At 66.0% G+C, this 16,548-nt stretch carries 18 protein-coding genes; 3 read left to right on the top strand and 15 right to left on the bottom strand.

All coding sequences use genetic code 11. The annotated features are described in order from the left end of the window. Positions 1-6 precede the first annotated feature (6 nt). The 7 genes from CL52_RS06225 to ppc all read right to left on the bottom strand — a co-directional run bounded on the left by CL52_RS06225 (position 7) and on the right by ppc (position 7,182). Complete coding sequence (locus CL52_RS06225; RefSeq protein ID WP_043219139.1) at positions 7-777, bottom strand: class I SAM-dependent methyltransferase; 771 nt, start codon at positions 775-777, stop codon at positions 7-9. Positions 778-836: 59 nt separating this feature from the next. Beyond that, the gene (locus tag CL52_RS06220; RefSeq protein WP_041107074.1) at positions 837-1,532 is read right to left on the bottom strand and encodes an extensin-like domain-containing protein; all 696 of its coding nucleotides are present in this window, start codon (positions 1,530-1,532) and stop codon (positions 837-839) included. 56 nt (positions 1,533-1,588) lie between these two features. Then, positions 1,589-2,446, bottom strand: a complete 858-nt coding sequence (locus CL52_RS06215; RefSeq protein WP_041107076.1) for a DUF72 domain-containing protein — start codon at positions 2,444-2,446, stop codon at positions 1,589-1,591. A 3-nt stretch (positions 2,447-2,449) separates the two neighbouring features. Next, positions 2,450-2,794 (bottom strand): hypothetical protein, encoded by a 345-nt coding sequence (locus tag CL52_RS06210; RefSeq protein ID WP_041107559.1) that lies wholly within the window; start codon positions 2,792-2,794, stop codon positions 2,450-2,452. A 65-nt stretch (positions 2,795-2,859) separates the two neighbouring features. Further along, a complete protein-coding gene (gene tsaB, locus CL52_RS06205) occupies positions 2,860-3,537 on the bottom strand; it encodes a tRNA (adenosine(37)-N6)-threonylcarbamoyltransferase complex dimerization subunit type 1 TsaB (RefSeq protein ID WP_043219138.1) in 678 nt (225 codons plus the stop codon). A gap of 128 nt (positions 3,538-3,665) precedes the next feature. Then, positions 3,666-4,313: an adenylate kinase gene (adk, locus tag CL52_RS06200; RefSeq protein WP_041107080.1), complete on the bottom strand. Its 648-nt coding sequence runs from the start codon at positions 4,311-4,313 to the stop codon at positions 3,666-3,668. A 232-nt stretch (positions 4,314-4,545) separates the two neighbouring features. Further along, positions 4,546-7,182 carry a phosphoenolpyruvate carboxylase gene (gene ppc / locus CL52_RS06195; protein ID WP_043219137.1) on the bottom strand — a complete coding sequence of 879 codons (2,637 nt, stop codon included), beginning with the start codon at positions 7,180-7,182 and terminating at the stop codon, positions 4,546-4,548. A gap of 156 nt (positions 7,183-7,338) precedes the next feature. Between ppc and CL52_RS06190 the strand changes: the two genes are divergently transcribed. The 3 genes from CL52_RS06190 (at position 7,339) to lptF (ending at position 9,096) form a co-directional block, all read left to right on the top strand. After that, positions 7,339-7,683 carry a pilin assembly protein gene (locus CL52_RS06190; RefSeq protein ID WP_041107084.1) on the top strand — a complete coding sequence of 115 codons (345 nt, stop codon included), beginning with the start codon at positions 7,339-7,341 and terminating at the stop codon, positions 7,681-7,683. 196 nt (positions 7,684-7,879) lie between these two features. Next, on the top strand, positions 7,880-8,275 hold the full coding sequence (locus CL52_RS06185) for a DUF4398 domain-containing protein (RefSeq protein ID WP_041107086.1): 396 nt from the start codon (positions 7,880-7,882) through the stop codon (positions 8,273-8,275). A 38-nt stretch (positions 8,276-8,313) separates the two neighbouring features. Further along, positions 8,314-9,096, top strand: coding sequence for a lipotoxin F family OmpA-related lipoprotein LptF (lptF, locus tag CL52_RS06180; RefSeq protein ID WP_041107088.1), 783 nt, complete (start codon positions 8,314-8,316; stop codon positions 9,094-9,096). An 84-nt stretch (positions 9,097-9,180) separates the two neighbouring features. Here lptF and CL52_RS06175 read toward each other — a convergent pair whose 3' ends face one another. The 8 genes from CL52_RS06175 to CL52_RS06140 form a co-directional block, all read right to left on the bottom strand. Then, complete coding sequence (locus tag CL52_RS06175; RefSeq protein ID WP_043219134.1) at positions 9,181-9,678, bottom strand: O-acetyl-ADP-ribose deacetylase; 498 nt, start codon at positions 9,676-9,678, stop codon at positions 9,181-9,183. Then, positions 9,675-10,013: a PA3694 family proteiin gene (locus CL52_RS06170; protein WP_043219133.1), complete on the bottom strand. Its 339-nt coding sequence runs from the start codon at positions 10,011-10,013 to the stop codon at positions 9,675-9,677. Before CL52_RS06170 ends, CL52_RS06175 begins: the two co-directional genes overlap by 4 nt. 55 nt (positions 10,014-10,068) lie before the next feature. Further along, entirely contained in the window at positions 10,069-10,815 is a 747-nt protein-coding gene (locus CL52_RS06165) for a TIGR00266 family protein (protein ID WP_043219131.1), read from the bottom strand. Positions 10,816-10,873: 58 nt separating this feature from the next. Beyond that, on the bottom strand, positions 10,874-11,533 hold the full coding sequence (locus CL52_RS06160; protein WP_043219130.1) for a Bax inhibitor-1 family protein: 660 nt from the start codon (positions 11,531-11,533) through the stop codon (positions 10,874-10,876). Positions 11,534-11,585: 52 nt separating this feature from the next. After that, positions 11,586-12,881: a flavohemoglobin expression-modulating QEGLA motif protein gene (locus CL52_RS06155; protein WP_041107095.1), complete on the bottom strand. Its 1,296-nt coding sequence runs from the start codon at positions 12,879-12,881 to the stop codon at positions 11,586-11,588. 116 nt (positions 12,882-12,997) lie between these two features. Then, positions 12,998-14,503, bottom strand: a complete 1,506-nt coding sequence (lysS, locus tag CL52_RS06150) for a lysine--tRNA ligase (RefSeq protein ID WP_041107098.1) — start codon at positions 14,501-14,503, stop codon at positions 12,998-13,000. A 95-nt stretch (positions 14,504-14,598) separates the two neighbouring features. Next, positions 14,599-15,694, bottom strand: a protein-coding gene (gene prfB, locus CL52_RS21040; RefSeq protein WP_102847940.1) for a peptide chain release factor 2 whose coding sequence is annotated in 2 segments (ribosomal slippage) — positions 14,599-15,621 and positions 15,623-15,694 — 1,095 coding nt in all. Because the reading frame shifts where the segments join, the coding sequence is not laid out codon by codon here. A 113-nt stretch (positions 15,695-15,807) separates the two neighbouring features. Further along, positions 15,808-16,542, bottom strand: a complete 735-nt coding sequence (locus CL52_RS06140; protein ID WP_043219128.1) for a tellurite resistance TerB family protein — start codon at positions 16,540-16,542, stop codon at positions 15,808-15,810. Between the last annotated feature and the right edge of the window lie 6 nt (positions 16,543-16,548).

The following is a 16,548-nucleotide window of genomic DNA, read 5'->3' as shown; positions in this document are numbered from 1 at the left end:
CGGCCATCAGCTACCCAGCTTCTTTTTCGGGTAGATGTCGTAGCGGCTGGACTTGCCTTCGAGGCTGTAGCCTGGCTTCGCCCCCTCGATGATCGGCGCCTTGCGCGGGCGCTTGACCACCACGCGATGGCTGGCGAGCGCCAGGGCCGCCGCGAGCAGCGCGGGTGCGTCCAGGTCATCGCCGACGAAGGGGCGGAACAGGCGCATCTCCTTTTTCACCAGAGCGCTCTTGTCGCGATGGGGAAACATCGGATCGAGGTAGACCACCTGGGGTGGTTCGCTCTGCCAGTCAGCCATCCGCTCGATGGCGTTGCCTTCGAGCAACTCCATGCGCGCGACGATCGCCCCCACCTCGGCATCGACAGCGGCACGCCGAAGGCCATCGGCCAGCAGCGCCGCGATGATCGGCTGACGCTCGATCAGCGTCACCGAGCAGCCCAGAGTCGCAAGCACAAAAGCATCACGACCAAGACCGGCGGTGGCATCGAGCACGCTTGGCCGTATGCCCTGCTGGATGCCCACGGCCTTGGCGATCATCTGCCCGCTGCCGCCGCCGAACTGGCGCCGATGCGCAGCCGCGCCCTCGAGGAAATCCACACGCACCGGCCCGGGCGCCTGCTCACCGAGCAGCTGCAGCTGCAGCCCGTCCGCTCCGACCTGCAGGGCAAACTCGGCGTCCTCCTCGGCCGCACTGCACCCGAGCCGCTGCGCCCAGGCGGCGGCTTCTTCACGAAACGGAGGCGCAAGCGGTTCGATACGGATCTTCGGCAGTGTCATGACATCGCGGCCTGGGCGGGAAAGCCGCTCATTGTGCCAGAGCGACCCGCCGCCATGCGCTAGCGACACACGCCAAACCCACCCATGTCGACGTGAAAGTGGTCGTGATGCGCCGCGTTGTAGCCCGGCCCCAGAGTGACATTGAAGGTGCGACACGCCGCTGCGTGAACCTCGCGCAGGAATCGCGCCTTGGCATCGTCGCCCTGCCAGTCGCGCGCCACGGTGATACGCGTGCCATCGGCCAGGCGGAAGCCGGCCAGATCCAGAGCATTGGCGCTGGCATGCTGACTGCGACGATTGCTGCGCGCGATGTTGCGGCAGGCAAAGCTGCCGAAATGATCGACCTGCGTCACGGGCTGGCCGAACACCGCCTGGGCGGCGGGCTGCAGGCCATGACGTTCGAATAGCGCGTAGGCGGCCGCCAGCGGACAGGTCGCCAGAAAGGCACCGTTGAAGCGCACATCGCCGGCCTGCACGCGCACGGCATTCTCGATCGGGCAGCGCGGCTCCGGTGTCCGGTCGGGTACGGCTGCGTAGCGCAGCTCGGCGGTGGCGAGCGCCTGCTCGCAGAGCTCGCGATCCTCGCGCAGACGGCGCAGCTTCAGCGACGTCAGCCAGTTTGGCGGCTCGCGAAGATCCAGCGGCGCCCAGGGGTTCCAGCGCGGCGGAATATCCACGTGCCCTGCCCGCACGGCGTAGACCAGGCCTGCCACCAGCAGAACGAAGAACAAGAAAACGACGCGACCGATGCTCATGTTCTGTTGGCAACGGCGGGCGCCGCGAGTTTGCCGGCAGTGGTTACAAGACGTGATCAGCCGTCGATCAGGGAAAGCTGCGCGCCTTCGCCGAGCGAAGGCAGCGGCGGCAAGCCGGGCAGACGCTCGGCCAGCCCCGCATGGAACCGCAAGGCCAGCTCCGGCGCCAGCCGGTTGTCCGGCGTATGCAGGTAGACGTGGGGCGTACGCCCTTCGTCGATCCACGCCGCCACCTTGTCGAGCCAGGGCGCGAGAAACGGATCATTGGCCGGCAGGTCCGGATGCCCGACGAAGCGCACCTGCGGCGCCGCCGTGAATGCCGCCGGTCGTGGAGGCAAGCGCGGTTTCTTGCGCTGCGCATGCTGCACCGCGGGCGTCGGCGACGCACAGCTGAACAGGGCCCGCGTATCCAGGCAGATACGCTCCACGCCGCGCTCATGAAGCAGGCGATTGAGGGCCCGCTCCTCCTCCCCGCGAGCGAAGAACGCCGGGTGACGCACCTCGACGGCCAGCGGCACGGCCAGCGCATCCGCCAGAACAGCCAGCTCGGCGATGCGCCGCGGGCCGAAACTGGCCGGCAGTTGCAGCCAGAGCGGCGTGACCCGCCGCCCCAGCGGCGCGAGCAACCGGAGGAAATCACCGGCCAAGTGCAGCACGTCACGCAGGTCGGCCGCCTGGCTGATCTCGCGGGGCAGCTTGGCGCAGAAGCGAAACCCTTCCGGCATCTGGCTCGCCCAACGGCTGACCTTGTCCGCTGAGGGCCAGGCATAAAGCGTGGTATTTCCCTCCACGCAATTGAAGACTTCGCAGTAGCGGGCGAGAAAACCGGCCGCCGCGAGCGTTGGCGTGTAGAGCGTGCCGCGCCAGGCGGGCTCATTCCACGAGGGACAGCCAAGGAAGTAAGGCAGCGTCACCGGTCAGGCGTAGAGATCGAGGCCGAGCACCTCGGCCGCATCCGGATCGATGGGGAAACTCGCGGTGACGGCATAGCTGGCCAGTGCCGTGGCGGCACGGCTGGACAACGGTCGCTCGGGCTGCGCTTCGAAGCGGATCGGGCGATAGACCTCGAGGGAAAAGGCGTCGGCCTCGCTACGCCTGGGCTCCGGCGCGGGCCGCGGCGTGTCATTGCGAGTTGCGCCAGACTCGGCCTCGCGCCAGCGTTCGGTCTGCGCCTGGGTATCCCGATAGACCGCCGGCGCGCTGCCCGGCCGGGCAGAACGATCAAGAGGGTAGGCGGGAACGGGAAGGCCAGCGACGCGCATCATGCAACCTGTTGAGAGAGCCCGGCGACTCTAGCGGGCGGCACCGGCTTTGACAATGGCTGCGCTCAAGGGTGCGCCTTGGGCGTCGCGACGTTGTCGCGCAGGTAGATCGGCTGAGCCTGCTCGGCGTCCACCGCCTCGCCCCGCTGCCAGGCAAACGAGGCCAGCTGCAAAAGGTCTTGGGCATGGGGCAGCAACGTGGCATCGTGCCCCTCGGCCTGCACCGGCAGGCGCCCGGCATAGCCCCAGCCGGTGCCAGCCCCGAACCAGTGGCCGGTGGCCTCACGCGGCAATGCGACCTGCTCGGGCGGTAGTACCGCCTCGAGGCCAGCCAGCTGCATTTCGCCGCCCTGCTCGCGATAGCAGGCCCAGTAGACCTCGTCCATGCGCGCATCGATGGCCACGGCAACCTGCCGCGCACCCTGCTCGCGCCAGGCTCGCTGAGCGATGCAGGCCAGGTCGGACACCGGCAGCACCGGACGCTGCAAGGCAAACGCCAGCCCCTGTACAACGCCGATGGCGATGCGTACCCCGGTGAAAGCGCCCGGGCCACGTCCGAAGGCAATGGCGTCCAGCGCGCTGAGCGCCAGCCCCGCCTCGTCCATGACCTCGCGCACCATCGGCAACAGGCGTTGCGCATGCAGCCGCGGAATCACCTCGTAGCGACTCAGCGTACGGCCCTCGTGCAACAAGGCAACGGAACAGGCTTCGGTGGCGGTATCCAGGGCCAGCAGCGTGGGCATCGGCGAATATCCGGGTGGGAGAGAGGGGCGGCGATTGTACCCCAGCCCTGCACGGCGAGCAGACTGCAGACGGGGCCTGCAACGAAAAACGGCCCGCAAGCGGGCCGTTTCGAACGCTGACCGATGGATCAGCTCAGGGCGGCGAGCACCTTGGCGGTGATCTCTTCGACCGAGCCGACGCCTTCGATGCGGCTGTACTTGGGCGTACCCTCTACCGCCGCGAGCTGCTGGTAGAAGTCCACCAGCGGCTTGGTCTGCGAGTGGTACACGCCAAGGCGGTGGCGAACGGTCTCTTCGGCATCGTCCTTGCGCTGGATCAGCTCCTCGCCGGTCACGTCATCCTTGCCTGCCACCTTCGGCGGATTGTGCTCGGTGTGGTAGACGCGCCCCGAAGCCGGATGCACCCGGCGACCGGACATGCGGCTGACGATCTCCTCGTCATCCACGGAAATTTCCACCACGTGGTCGAGCTTGATGCCGGCGGCTTTCAGCGCCTCGGCCTGGGGGATGGTGCGCGGGAAACCGTCGAACAGAAAACCGTTGGCGCAGTCGGGCTCGGCCAGGCGCTCCTTGATCAGCGCGATGATGATCTCGTCGGACACCAGACCGCCGCTGTCCATCACGTCCTTGACCTGCAGACCGAGCGGAGTACCCGCCTTGACCGCTGCCCGCAGCATGTCGCCAGTGGAAATTTGCGGGATACCGAACTTTTCGGTGATGAAGCGTGCCTGGGTGCCTTTTCCGGCACCGGGCGCTCCCAGCAGAATCACACGCATGGATGAGTCCTCGAAGATTTACAAAGGCATGTCGCCAGCAACGTCGGCTGACGAATCAAAGAATCCGGTGTGCCGCTATGCGACAAAAGGTTGACCACGATACACAGCGCACCGAAAGGGCACAAGCGGTCACAAAATAGCCGCGATCGGTGCCTAACGGCCTGCCCGACGGGCTGCAGCGCGAGGTTCACAGCCCAGCAAAATGCCCTCCTCGCGCCGTCTTGAACCGCGGCTACCCCGTGTTGCGCAGGCCCGCGGCGATGCCGGCGACGCTCACCAGCAGAGCCTGTTCCAGAGGGCTTTCCGGCGGATTCTGCTGCTGCCGGGAACGCGCCAGCAGCTCGATCTGCATCAGGTGCAAGGGGTCCAGGTAGGTGTTGCGCAGGCTGAACGCCTCCTGCGTCTGCGGGCTGTGATCAAGCAGCTCGGACTGCTCGGTCAGCTCGAGCACCACCTCGACGGCCTGCGACAATCGGTCACGTAAATGCTCGCCCAGCGGCTGCAGCGAAGCTTCCACCAGATGCTCGTCGTAGCGCCGCGCCACCTCGGCGTCGGCCTTGGCCAGCACCATCTCCAGCATGTCGATGCGGGTAGAGAAGAATGGCCACTCGCGGCGCATGGTACGCAGACGCTCGCCCTCCTCGCTCGCCAGCGCCGCGCTCAATGCCTGCTCCCAACCGAGCCACGCCGGCAGCATCAGTCGCGTCTGCGTCCAGGCGAAGATCCAGGGAATGGCCCGCAGGCTTTCGATACCGCCCTCCCGGCGCTTGGCCGGCCGACTGCCCAGCGGCAAGCGGCCGAGCTCCTGCTCCGGTGTGGCCTGGCGGAAATACGCCAGGAACTGAGGATGGTCGCGGACCACGTCGCGGTAGGCGTGCACGCCCTGGTCGGCGAGGCGGTCCATCAGCGCGCGCCAGTCCGGCCGCGGCATCGGTGGCGGCAGCAGGGTCGCCTCAAGCACCGCAGCCAGATAGAGGTTGAGGTTCTGTTCGGCAATGTCCGGCAAGCCGAACTTGAAGCGAATCATCTCGCCCTGCTCGGTCGTGCGGAAGCGCCCGGCCACCGAGCCCGGCGGCTGCGAGAGAATCGCCGCGTGCGCCGGCCCGCCGCCGCGCCCCACGGTGCCGCCGCGGCCGTGGAACAACAGCAGCTCGACGCCATGCTGGCGGCAGACTTCGACCAGCTCCTCCTGCGCCCGGTACTGTGCCCAGGCTGCGGCCGTGGTCCCGGCATCCTTGGCCGAGTCGGAATAACCGATCATGACCTCCTGCGGGCCGTGCAGCCGGCGCCGATAGCCATGCAACCCGAGCAGGCGATCGATCACCGGCGCCGCGTGGTTGAGGTCGTCCAGCGTCTCGAACAACGGCACCACGCGCATCGGCCGTTCCAGGCCGGTTTCCTTGAGCAGCAACTGCACGGCGAGCACATCCGAGGCCGCACGTGCCATCGAGATCACGTAGGAGCCCAGGGAAGTGGCTGGCGCCTCGGCCACCACCCGGCAGGTCGCCAACACCTCTGCCGTCTCGCCCGAGGGGCGGAAATTGCAAGGCAAGAGCGGGCGGCGGCTGTCGAGTTCCTGCTGGAGGAATGCCAGACGACGCGCCTCGTCCCACTGGTCGTAACGCCCGAGGCCAAGGTATTCGGTGATTTCACCCAGCGCGGCGGCATGCCGCGCGGCATCCTGGCGTACGTCCAGACGCACCAGCGACAGACCGAAGCTGCTTGTGCGGCGCAGGCAGTCGAGCAGCGCACCGTCGGCGATCATGCCCATGCCACAGGCATGCAGTGAGCGATAGCAGAGCTCGAGCGGTTTGCGTAGCTCGTCGGTGTCGTTCAACACGGCAGGCGAAGGTCGCTGCCCCGTACTTGCAGCGGTCGCCGCCCAGTCGCGCGTTGCCATCAGGCGTTCACGCAACGGTTTGAGCAGGGCGCGATACGGCTCGGCACTCTCGCCGCTCTGCGCCAGCAGCTCGTCGCTGGCCGCCTGCATCGACAGAGCCGTGATGAGATTCTCGACGTCGCGCAGATAGAGCTCGGCGGCCACCGAGCGCGCCAACAGCAGCACCTCACGGGTAACGACCGCGGTGACGTTCGGGTTGCCATCGCGGTCGCCGCCCATCCACGAGGCGAAGCGGATCGGTGCAGCCTCCAGTGGCAAGTGCAGGCCGGTCGCGGCGAACAGCACGCCGTCGACCTGACGCAGCACGTTCGGCACCGCCTGCCACAGCGAATTCTCGATCGCAGCGAAGCCCCACTTGGCCTCTTCGATGGGCGTCGGCCGGTTGCGCCGGATTTCCTCGGTGTGCCAGATCTCGGCAATCAGGCGTTGCAGGCGCAGCTCGATCTGAGCCAGCTCCCGGTCGGTCAGGTCGGTGTGGTCGCGGGCAGCCAGCTCGGCGGCAATGGCGTCGTATTTCTGGATCAGGGTGCGGCGAGACACTTCGGTCGGGTGCGCGGTGAGCACCAGCTCGACCTCGAGCCGCCCGACCTGACGGGCAATGAAATCGGCGCCATGCCCGGCAGCCTTCAGCCGCTGCAGCAGATCCGGCAGCACCGTCGCCTCGAAGGGCTCGGATTCATCGGCCTGCCGGCGCCGCACGCGGTGGTACTGCTCGGCGATGTTGGCCAGGTTGAGAAACTGGTTGAACGCCCGGGTCATGGGCAACAGTTCGCTCTCATCAAGGCTGTCGAGGGTTTCGCCCAGCTGGGTAGCGCCCTCGCGCGACCCCTGCCGGGCGGCTTTGGCGCCCTTGCGAATCCGCTCGATCTTGTCGAGAAAGCTGTCGCCGTGCTGCTCGCGAATGGTACGCCCGAGCAGCTCGCCGAGCAGGTGAACGGTCTCGCGCAGACGTGCATCGATCGTCGCCATCGTCGCCTCCTGGCCCGCCCTGCAAGGCGGGCCGCGCTGTGAAAAAACCGGGGCCGGACTACGCTGAACATAGACGGTCATCAGAGTGCCCAGCATGCGCTGTCTCTGGCAAGCCTGCCTGGGCGCGTCCCTTGTTCGCCAGCCCGTGGAGCCCACATGAAGATTTCCGAACTTGTCAGTACCTGGGAACGCGAAGCGCGCGGCCCCCTGGCCGCCACGCGCTACAGCGTGGCGCTGGACCTGGAAAGCGCGGCGCGGCTGGCCGCGCTGTCACAGATGTACCCCAAGCGCGGCCTCGAGACCTTGCTCGGCGAACTCGTCGGTGCAGCGCTTGAAGCTGTCGAAAGCAGCCTGCCCTACGTGCCGGGCCCACAGGTCATCGCCACCGATGAACAGGGCGATCCGATCTACGAGGACATCGGGCCTACGCCGCGTTTCCTCGAGCTCTCACGCCAGCACCTGCACCGCCTGCAACAGGAGCAGTCGCAGCCCTCCTCGTGAACCGGCACAGCCCGGCAAACGCTCTAGGCCGGCCCTCCCTGACTGATCGGCGAAGGGCCGGAACGTGCCATCAAACTGAACGATCGGCGTCCGTTGCTTTCACAAATTATGTCCGGCCTTGGCAAACGGTTGACACAACCGCACCGCGAAGCCGTGCAGCACTTTTTTGTCAGGCAATTCCAGTAGGAGACTGACCATGAAGACAAACAGCGTCGAGAATTCCGTTTCACGTTTTCAGCTACCCAAGCTGACCGCAATCGCCCTCGGCGGTCTGCTGCTGACCGCCTGCGCCGGCAATCCCCCCAAGGAGCAGTTCGCCGTAACCGAATCGGCCGTGCGCGAAGCGGTCAGTGCCGGCGGCACCCAGTACGCCCCGGTGGAGATGCGCGCCGCCCAGGAGAAATGGCGACAGGCTGAACTGGCGATGCAGAAGGAAGAATACGAGCAGGCCCGCAAACTGGCGGAACAGGCCGAGTGGGATGCCCGCGTGGCTGAGCGCAAGGCGCGTGCCGCCAAGGCGCAGAAAGCCGTCGAGGACGCCCGCGAGGGGATCGAAGTACTGCGTGAAGAAAGCATGCGCGGCATGCAGTGATCGCTGACCGTTCAACCTTTCAGCCAGAGGATTCCATCATGCACAAGCTAGTTACCGTCCCTACCTTGCTGGCGCTGAGCATCGGTCTGGTGGCCTGCGCTTCGCAACCCAACGAGAACCTGGAACAAGCCCGCGCGAGTTTCTCCTCGCTGCAGAGCGATGCCCGCTCGGCCGAGCTGGCGGCACTCGAGACCCAGGACGCCAGCAAGGCCCTGGACAAGGCCAACGAGGCCTATCTGGAGGACGCCGACGAAGACAAGGTCGACCAGCTGGCCTACTTGGCGAAGCGGCGGATCGAGTTCGCCGAACAGACCATTGCGCTGCGCGATGCCGAGCGCAATCTGGAAAAGGCCTCGACCCAGCGCGCCGAAGCGCGCCTGCAGGCACGCGATGCGCAGATCCGCAAGCTGCAGGAGGATCTGCAGGCCAAGCAGACCGAGCGCGGCACCCTGGTGACCTTTGGCGACGTACTGTTCGACCTCGACCGCGCCGAGCTGAAACCCGGCGGGTTGCGCAGCGTGCAGAAGCTGGCCGACTTCCTCAACCAGAACAAGGAACGGCATGTAATCGTCGAGGGTTACACCGACAGCACCGGTTCGGACAGCTATAACCAGCGCTTGTCCGAGCGCCGCGCCGACGCGGTGCGCATGGCGCTCATTCGCATGGGTGTCGATCCGCAGCGGATCGTCTCGCAGGGCTACGGCGAGGCCTATCCGGTGGCGAGCAACGACAGCCCATCGGGCCGCGCCATGAATCGTCGTGTCGAGGTAACCATCTCCAACGACAATCAGCCGGTCGAGCCGCGCTCGTCGATGCGCTGATCTCGTCCTGACCAAGGCCCGGCACGCTCAGCGCTCCGGGCCTTTTTCATGCGCGATTGATGGCGGGTCGGCACCCCAGATTGCTCAACCGAGCAGGGCCCGGTAGAGCTCTTCCATCTCGCGGTCGAATGCCACTAGCACCGCCCGCTGAACCAGCCCGCCACGCAAGCCGGTGCAGACTTCGCGCACGGCAATGGCAGCCGCCTGCTCGGCTGGATAGCCGTAGATGCCGCAACTGATCGCCGGAAACGCGATGCTTGCCACCCCGTGCGCCTTGGCCAGCGCCAGGCTGTTGCGGTAACAGTCGCTCAGCTGCTCGGCCTCGTGGGCCGTACCGCCGCGCCAGACCGGGCCCACCGTATGAATGATGCACCGCGGGGCCAGTGCGAAACCCGGCGTCAGCTTCGCCTCGCCTACTGCACACCCACCAAGCCCACGGCAGAACTGCGCCAGTTCCGGCCCGGCCGCGCGATGGATGGCGCCGTCCACGCCGCCACCGCCGAGCAGGCTGGAGTTGGCGGCATTGACGATGGCGTCCACCTCCAGCCGGGTGATGTCGCCACGCCAGATTTCAGGCTTCATTGCGCCGGTTGCGCCGGTTGCGCCGAAGACAGCGACTGCTCGGTACAACGCACCGCGCGCTTCTTGTTGTCCACCAGCACGCCGGTCAAGCCCTTCTGCTGGGTATCGAACAGCACGAGCACGCCATCGATGCACTGCGCGACCTGATCGGCCGGCTGCAGCGACACCTTGTAATCCTCGCCCGGAATGGTCTTGAGCATCGTGAAGTCGGAGAGCAGCAGCGCATCCTGCGGTTTGGCGAAGTGCAGGTAGCCGTAGTACCAGAGCACGCCGACGGTCAGGGCGACCGTGCCGACAGCGGTGAGAATCAGTGGAATGGGGTTGCGTTCGGACATGGATATCTCGAAGGAAAAAACAGAAGCGCTAGCGTAACAGGCACAAAGCCGGGCATCAGCTACCGCCAGCGCGGGTTTCGCCGCGTGCCTGCACCGTAGCCTCGTAGACCCGTTCGGCCAGGCGCGAGAACGGCAGGCTCTGGATCCAGACGCTGCCGGTACCGCGCAACGTGGTCAGCAGCAGCCCCTCACCGCCGAACAGCATGCTCTTGAGGCCGCCGGCGAGCTGGATGTCGTAGTCGATCCCCTCGCTGAACGCGACCAGGCACCCGGTATCCAGGCGCAGCGTTTCGTTGTTCAACTCCTTGCGAATGACCGTGCCGCCGGCGTGCAGGAACGCCAGGCCGTCACCTTCCAGACGCTGCAGCACGAAGCCCTCGCCGCCAAAGAATCCGGCGCCGATACGCTTGCTCAGCGCGATGCCGACGCGGGTGCCATAGGCGGCGCAAAGAAAGCTGTCCTTCTGGCAGGTCAGGCGCCCGCCATGCCCGCGGAGATCGACCGGCACCACGGTACCGGGGTACGGCGCGGCAAAAGCGACCCGCGCCTGGCCGGTGCCTTCATTGCTGAAATGGGTGAGAAACAGCGACTCGCCTGTGAGCATGCGCTTGCCCATGCCCCACAGCTTGCCGAGCACACCGCTGGCCGAGCCATCACCCAGGCGCGCCTCGAAGCGCACACCCTCGGTCATGTAGTTCATGGCGCCGGCCTCGGCGATTACCGTCTCGCCGGGGTCGAGAAGGATTTCCACGCTCTGCGCGGATTGCCCGAGGATTTCGTATTCGAGTTCATGGCTGGCCACGGCTAGCTCCTGATCCTGTGGTTTGCGGCGCAGCGGGAGCGGCCCGGCCAGCCCTCGCCTACTTGCGCCCGAGAATGCGCAGGATACGCAGGAACAGGTTGATGATGTCCATGTAGAGCGCGGCGGCGCTGTCGATGGCGTTGTCCAGGGTCTTGGGAATCCGGTTCGCCCGCCCCCAGTCGACGCCGACATAGCCGCAGAAGATCAGCACCACGATCCAGTCGATCACGCCGTGATGAACGCCGAAGACGAACAGTTCGACCAGCTCGACGAGGATCACCAGCAGCAGCGCCACCGTCAGTGCACCGGCGATGCTGGCGAAAAAGCGCGGAAACAGCGCGCCGAGCGCCATCATGCCGAGTGTCACCAGCGCGGTGATGCGGATCGCCTCATGCACCAATGCGCCGTCATAGCGGCTGACCACCAGATTGACGATCAAGCCGAACGGCACCACCACCAGGTTGTAGCCGAGGAAGCTGACCCAGGGCTGGTTGGAACGATGAAACAGCCAGGCGCCGCTCAGACAGCTGGCGAAGTAGGCGCCAAAGAACAGCCAGGGATGGATGCTGCGAATGGACTCGACGGGAATGTTGCCGACCATCCACCAGTTGACCCAGAAACCCCAGCAGAGGGTCAGGCCGATGACGAGGTTGTAGGCGCCAGCCGAAAGGGTGCGGTCCAGCGGGCTGGAGCGGCGGGCGAAGACGGGGTTTTCCATGTCGTTACGCTTCCTTGCGTGATGATTGATTCGTGCGCTGCGCCGGGCCGGCTCAGAGGATGTTGGCGTAGTCGGCTTCGATGCGGTCGAGGCTCAGGTGGTTGAGGAAGTTGGAGAAGCACATCCAGGCCGACAACGCATTGAGGTCCTGGAATTGTGGTGGCAGGTATTTGGGTGGCACCACCATGCCCTCGTCCACCAGCTGGCGCAGGGTGCGCATGTCCTCCAGCGTGGTCTTGCCGCAGAACAGCAGCGGGATCTGCTCCAGCCGGCCTTTGCGCACCGCGAGCTGGATGTAGTTGTAGATCATGATGAAGCCCTTCAGGTAGGACAGGTCCTTGGTGAAGGGCAGGCCGGCCGGCGTCGAGCCACGGAACACCCGGCTGGCATTGCTGTAGCACTCGTCCTCGGCGTAGCCCTGGTCGCGGAAAAAGGCGAACACCTCGAGGAAGTCAGCGCCCTCCTCGGCCATGTGGATCGCCCGGGTGCGGTTGGTCAGCTTGCGCAGGCGCGTCGGGTAGGAGGCGAAGGCGATCACCTCCATGAGGATTGCCAGGCCTTCCTGAGTCACCGTCGAGGACGGCGGGCCCTTGGCCAGGAAGGTGCAGATCGGCTGGTTCTGGCCGTTGAGCGTGGTGCCGACGTGCACCAGCCCCTCGTGCACTTCCAGCGCGCGGATGTCGCGCTCGTTGAACAGCGCGTCGCTGCGGATCTTGATGTAGTCGGCGCCCGCCGCGGCATCGGCGAGGATGCCGTCGGACTCGAACACGCGGATCACCCCCTCGCCTTCGCCGAACACCGCATCCAGGCGCCGTTGCAGCAGCTCGACGGCCTGCTGGGCATTGAGCGTCTTCGGCTCGTCCTTGAGGTCGCCGCGGTCGGCGATGTTGTTCAGGTAGTCCGAGAGCATCAGGCCGAGGTCGGCGAGCGTCGGGTCGCCGGCGTGAAAGGCGTCGGAGGCCGCGCCGTAGAGCTCCTGGGAGATCATGCCGAAGTCCGCGGTGCCGCGCGCCTCGAGCATGCGGATGACCATGCGGTATTCCTTGCACATGCGCCGCATGATCTGCCCGACCGGGTTGAACTGACCGAGCTGGCGGGTGATGTCGCGCTCGATGTCCTGGAATTCCTGCTTTTTCGCGCTGGAGTCGTAGGCCAGCGGCCGCGCCTCGTAATAGGCACGGTCAACCGGTGGCAGCTCGCGCCCCTTGGCCTGGAAGAAGCGCTGGCGGATGTCGTCTTCCCACTTGACCGCGTCGAGCACCCGCACCGGCGTCTGCGCCACGACAATGCGCTCGGACAGGTCGCGCACGATGCGTTGATAGTCGTCCAGGTTGTCACGCGTGTTCATCGTGGTTCCTCATGCGCATCATCGAGGCTGTATACGAGCCGACGCCGCCGCCGGCAACTCCGGCCGCGCCGCGACGGGACAGGGGTCGCATCCAGCGCCCCGCCCCGTACCCGGCTTCAGACCTCTGGGCGCATATGCGGGAAGAGAATCACGTCGCGGATCGACGGCGAGTTGGTCAGCAGCATCACCAGGCGGTCGATGCCGATGCCCTCACCTGCGGTCGGCGGCATGCCGTATTCCAGCGCACGGACGAAGTCGGCATCGAAGTGCATGGCTTCGTCGTCACCCGCATCCTTCTCGGCGACCTGGGCGTGGAAGCGCTCGGCCTGGTCCTCGGCGTCATTGAGCTCGGAATAGGCATTGGCGATTTCACGGCCGCCGATGAACAGCTCGAAGCGATCGGTAACACTCGGATCCTCGTCGTTGCGGCGCGCCAGCGGCGAAACCTCGAACGGGTAACGGGTAATGAAGGTCGGTTGCTCGAGCTTGTGCTCGACGGTTTCCTCGAAAATCATCACCAGCAGCTTGCCCAGCCCTTCGTGGCCGAGGACCTTGGCACCGGCCTTCTTCGCCAGCGCGCGGCAGGTCTCCAGGTTCTCGAGATCGGCCTCGCTGATGTCCGGGTTGTACTGCAGGACCGCATCGCGCACCGACAGCCGCGCGAAGGGCTCGCCGAAGTGAAACACCTTGTCGCCGTAGGGCACGTCGGTGCTGCCGAGCACGGCCTGCGCCAGCTCGCGGAACAACGCCTCGGTCAGGTCCATGTTGTCTTCGTAGTCGGCGTAGGCCTGGTAGAACTCGAGCATGGTGAACTCGGGGTTGTGCCGGGTCGAGACGCCTTCGTTACGGAAGTTGCGGTTGATCTCGAAGACCTTCTCGAAGCCGCCGACCACCAGGCGCTTGAGGTACAGCTCCGGCGCGATGCGCAGGAACATGGCCATGTCCAGTGCGTTGTGGTGCGTCTCGAACGGCTTGGCCGCGGCGCCACCGGGAATGGTCTGCAGCATCGGGGTTTCCACTTCGAGGAAACCGCGCTCGTTGAGGAAGCGGCGGATGTGCGCGATCACCTGCGAACGCACGCGGAAGGTCTGGCGCACATCCTCGTTGACGATCAGGTCGACGTAGCGCTGGCGGTAGCGCTGCTCGGTGTCGGTCAGGCCGTGGAACTTGTCCGGCAGCGGACGCAGCGACTTGGTCAACAGGCGAGCGTTCTGCATGTCGACGTACAGATCACCCTTGCCGGAGCGCGCCAGCGTGCCCTCGGCCGCGACGATGTCGCCCATGTCCCAGTGCTTGATCGCTTCGAGCGTCTCTTCCGGCAAGGTCTTGCGATTGACGTAGAGCTGGATCCGCCCGCTGCTGTCCTGGATGACGATGAACGCACCGCGGTTGAGCATGATGCGGCCGGCGACGCTGACCTTGATCTGCTGGCCTTCGAGCGCCTCCTTGCCGGCCTCGGCGTACTGCTTCTGCAGATCACCCGCCAGGGCATCGCGGCGGAAATCGTTGGGGAAGACGATCGGCTGCTTCTCGCGCAGCGCGGCGAGCTTTTCCTTGCGCTGGGCAATCAGCTTGTTCTCTTCCTCGTGGATGGCATGCTCGTTCAGCGGTTGTTCGCTCATGGTCGGTGTTTTCCGGTCGCTCGGGTCCGCGGACCCTCAGGTAGGCTGATCAATACGTTGTCATGGGATGGGCGCTGTCGGCGCCCCACCCCGGCTTACAGACCCTGCTTCAGGCTGGCCTCGAGGTACTCGTCCAGGTCGCCGTCGAGCACGCGGTCGCAGTCGCTGCGCTCAACGCCGGTCCGCAGGTCCTTGATGCGCGACTGGTCGAGCACGTAGGAGCGGATCTGGTGGCCCCAGCCGATATCCGACTTGGAGTCTTCCAGCGCCTGCGACGCCGCATTGCGCTTCTGCATTTCCAGCTCGTACAACTTGGCCCGCAGCATCTTCATCGCGGTGTCCTTGTTGGCGTGCTGCGAGCGCTCGTTCTGGCAGGCCACCACGGTGTTGGTCGGCACGTGGGTGATACGCACGGCCGAATCGGTGGTGTTGACGTGCTGGCCACCGGCACCGGAGGAACGATAGGTATCGATGCGCAGGTCCGCAGGGTTGATCTCGATCTCGATGTTGTCGTCGATCTCCGGCGAGACGAACACCGCGGTAAACGAGGTGTGACGGCGATTGCCGGAGTCGAACGGGCTCTTGCGCACCAGGCGGTGCACGCCGATCTCGGTACGCAGCCAGCCAAAGGCGTACTCGCCCTTGATATGCAGGGTCGCGCCCTTGATGCCGGCAACCTCGCCTTCGGACAGTTCGACGATCTCGGCGTCGAAACCATGCTTGTCGGCCCAGCGCAGGTACATGCGCAGCAGCATGTTCGCCCAGTCCTGCGCCTCGGTACCGCCGGAACCGGCCTGGATGTCGAGGTAGCAGTTGCTGGGATCCATCTCGCCGCTGAACATGCGGCGGAATTCGAGCTTCTCGAGAATCTCGCGCAGGCGCTGGATTTCGCTCTCGATATCGGCCACGGCGCTTTCGTCGTTCTCCTCGACCGCCATGTCGAGCAGGTCGCGGGAATCGGCGAGGCTGCCGGTGAGATCGTCGATGGTCTCGACGATCTGCGCCAGCATGGCGCGCTCGCGGCCGAGGTTTTGTGCGTATTCGGGGTTGTTCCAGACGTTCGGGTCTTCCAGCTCGCGGTTGACCTCGGTCAGACGATCAGCTTTGTGATCGTAGTCAAAGATACCCCCGAATGGACTGAGTGCGTTCGGACAGGTCCTTGATGCTGTTGAGGATCGGGTTGATTTCCATGGCGTTCGGCTCTCCAGCGGACGGATTCGAAAAGCCCGCGAGTATAACGCCAGCCGCCCGACGCCGACAGCCCGCCGAGAGCCTCGGCGGCCCAGCGGCAGGCCGACCTGCGATCACGCCGAGGCGGCACGCACCTGGCTTTCCAGCTCCGCTTTCAGCCCTGCGTCGAGGCCGAGCTGTCGCGCCAGCTCGTCGAGGTAGGCGCGCTCCATGAATGCTTCCTCGTCCACCGCCAGCAGGCTGGCCAGATACATCTCGGCGGCCATCTCCGGCGTCCCGGCCGCGGCGGCCACGTCCGCAGGGTCCAGCGGCTTGCGCAGCTCGATGTCCAGCCATTGTTGCAGCTCGTGATCGCCGGACAGCCTGGCCATTTCGGCCTCGATCAAACCGCGCTCGCGGTCGTCGACATGTCCGTCCGCCTTGGCCGCAGCCACCAGCGCCTTGAGAATCGCCTGGCTATGCGCCTCCACCTGTTCGCTCGCGGGCAGCCGGTCGATGGTTTGCGGCTCGCCCTGGGGTACGCCGGCCTGCTGCGCCTGCCAGCGGCTGTAGGCCTGGTAGGCGAGCACGCCAAGGGCCGCCAGCCCTCCGTAAGTGGCCACCTTGCCGCCCAACCTGCGCGCCTTCTTGTTGCCAAGCAGCGCGCCCATCGCCCCGGCAGCCAGTGCCCCGCCCCCGGCGCCCGAGAGCAGACCGCCCAGCGAGCCGCCGCCCAGGCCGCCGAGCAGTCGTTCGAGCCCGCCATTGCCGGCTTTTCCCGCGGGGGCCGGCGCCCCCTGCCCCGACTTCTGATCGAGCAGCGCCTTGCCGGATTTGAGCAGCTGATCGAGCAAACCTGTGGTGTTCATGCAGCG

This window comes from Stutzerimonas balearica DSM 6083, assembly GCF_000818015.1.
Lineage (GTDB): Bacteria > Pseudomonadota > Gammaproteobacteria > Pseudomonadales > Pseudomonadaceae > Stutzerimonas > Stutzerimonas balearica.
The sequence above is the reverse complement of the archived record's forward strand: the minus strand, read 5'-3'. Positions and strand labels throughout refer to the sequence as shown.

Coding starts and splice junctions, on each gene's coding strand:
- CL52_RS06140 (WP_043219128.1), bottom strand. CDS start 16,542: ATGAACACCACAGGTTTGCTCGATCAGCTGCTCAAATCCGGCAAGGCG.
- CL52_RS06225 (WP_043219139.1), bottom strand. CDS start 777: ATGACACTGCCGAAGATCCGTATCGAACCGCTTGCGCCTCCGTTTCGT.
- lptF (WP_041107088.1), top strand. CDS start 8,314: ATGCACAAGCTAGTTACCGTCCCTACCTTGCTGGCGCTGAGCATCGGT.
- tsaB (WP_043219138.1), bottom strand. CDS start 3,537: ATGCCCACGCTGCTGGCCCTGGATACCGCCACCGAAGCCTGTTCCGTT.
- CL52_RS06155 (WP_041107095.1), bottom strand. CDS start 12,881: ATGAACACGCGTGACAACCTGGACGACTATCAACGCATCGTGCGCGAC.
- CL52_RS06170 (WP_043219133.1), bottom strand. CDS start 10,013: ATGTCCGAACGCAACCCCATTCCACTGATTCTCACCGCTGTCGGCACG.
- CL52_RS06185 (WP_041107086.1), top strand. CDS start 7,880: ATGAAGACAAACAGCGTCGAGAATTCCGTTTCACGTTTTCAGCTACCC.
- CL52_RS06210 (WP_041107559.1), bottom strand. CDS start 2,794: ATGCGCGTCGCTGGCCTTCCCGTTCCCGCCTACCCTCTTGATCGTTCT.
- ppc (WP_043219137.1), bottom strand. CDS start 7,182: ATGGCGACGATCGATGCACGTCTGCGCGAGACCGTTCACCTGCTCGGC.
- CL52_RS06160 (WP_043219130.1), bottom strand. CDS start 11,533: ATGGAAAACCCCGTCTTCGCCCGCCGCTCCAGCCCGCTGGACCGCACC.
- CL52_RS06175 (WP_043219134.1), bottom strand. CDS start 9,678: ATGAAGCCTGAAATCTGGCGTGGCGACATCACCCGGCTGGAGGTGGAC.
- CL52_RS06190 (WP_041107084.1), top strand. CDS start 7,339: ATGAAGATTTCCGAACTTGTCAGTACCTGGGAACGCGAAGCGCGCGGC.
- adk (WP_041107080.1), bottom strand. CDS start 4,313: ATGCGTGTGATTCTGCTGGGAGCGCCCGGTGCCGGAAAAGGCACCCAG.
- lysS (WP_041107098.1), bottom strand. CDS start 14,503: ATGAGCGAACAACCGCTGAACGAGCATGCCATCCACGAGGAAGAGAAC.
- CL52_RS06220 (WP_041107074.1), bottom strand. CDS start 1,532: ATGAGCATCGGTCGCGTCGTTTTCTTGTTCTTCGTTCTGCTGGTGGCA.